1 protein-coding gene is annotated in these 1,059 nt (G+C 59.5%); it reads right to left on the reverse strand.

The features are described 5' to 3' along the window. Positions 1-15: 15 nt before the first annotated feature. Positions 16-976 (reverse strand): IS630 family transposase gene (locus tag IT41_RS20460; protein ID WP_197056037.1). Its coding sequence is split into 2 segments (ribosomal slippage): positions 16-630 and positions 632-976, totalling 960 coding nucleotides; the frame shifts between segments, so codons are not numbered across the junction. Positions 977-1,059 lie beyond the last annotated feature (83 nt).

The raw sequence follows: 1,059 nt of genomic DNA on the forward strand, positions 1-1,059 counted from the left end.
TAAAGCGTTTTGCATTTAATCTGAGGCATATCCGGCAGCTTTGAGGAAGTTCCAGCATTCGTCTGGATGGAACATGTCACAGATGTCACCAAGGGCTTCGAACAAGGCATCAAAGGTTCTGGCGCCGATGCGCCGCAAGTGGGCTTTGAGTTTGGAGAAAGCCATCTCGATAGGATTGAGATCGGGGCTGTAGGCGGGCAAAAACAGGAACCAGCAGCCTCGCTTGCGCATGGCTTCGGCGGCGCGCGGGCTTTTGTGTGTAGACAGGTTGTCGAGGATCACGACGGTTCCGGGATCGAGGGCCGGGGCAAGCTGCGTCTCGATGTACGTGTCGAAGGCCGCCCTGTTCATTGCGCCTTTGATCACCCAAGGTGCGATCAGGGCGTCTTGCGTCAGCCCGGCGATGAAGGTCTGTGTCCCCCACTTGCCGAAAGGTGCCGTGCCATAGAGCCGTTCCCCGACTGGGGCGCGCCCGCGCAGCCGCGTGAGATTGGTCTTGACCGCCGTTTCGTCGATGAAGACCAACCTGTGCGGCTCCTGTCGCATGCGGGGCTGACGATGCGTGATCCAGTCTCGGCGGGCCTGGCGCAGCGCGGGCCGATCACGTTCCGCCGCGATCAGTCCTTTTTTTATATGATAGCCCCGCCCGTTCGAGAGCGCGGTGTAGCGAAGAGAGTTGAGCATCTACGCCATATGTTTCCGACAGGGCAGCGGCGAGTTCCTTGAGCGTGATGTCCGGTTCGGCCCGCACGATCTCCAGCAGAAAATCCCGATGCGGTGCCAGCTTGCCGAACTGACCAGCCGGGCGACCTTGTGGTTTGGGGCGTGCAGCACCGTGGTCTCGATGCTCCGCCGCAAACCGAACCGCCGTCGCGGCGCTCACCCCGAAAAGCCGCCCTGCTGAACGGGCCGAGTTTCCCATAGCAACGTAAGCGCAGATCCGTTCCCGAAGGTCCAAAGAATAGGGGTTGCCCATGATCCACCTCCCAGAAGAAGTGAATCAGAAAATCGGCACCATGTGAATCTCCGTCCGATTCAGATCAAACGCAAAACGCTTTA

The organism is Paracoccus halophilus, from assembly GCF_000763905.1.
Taxonomy (GTDB): Bacteria; Pseudomonadota; Alphaproteobacteria; order Rhodobacterales; family Rhodobacteraceae; genus Paracoccus; species Paracoccus halophilus.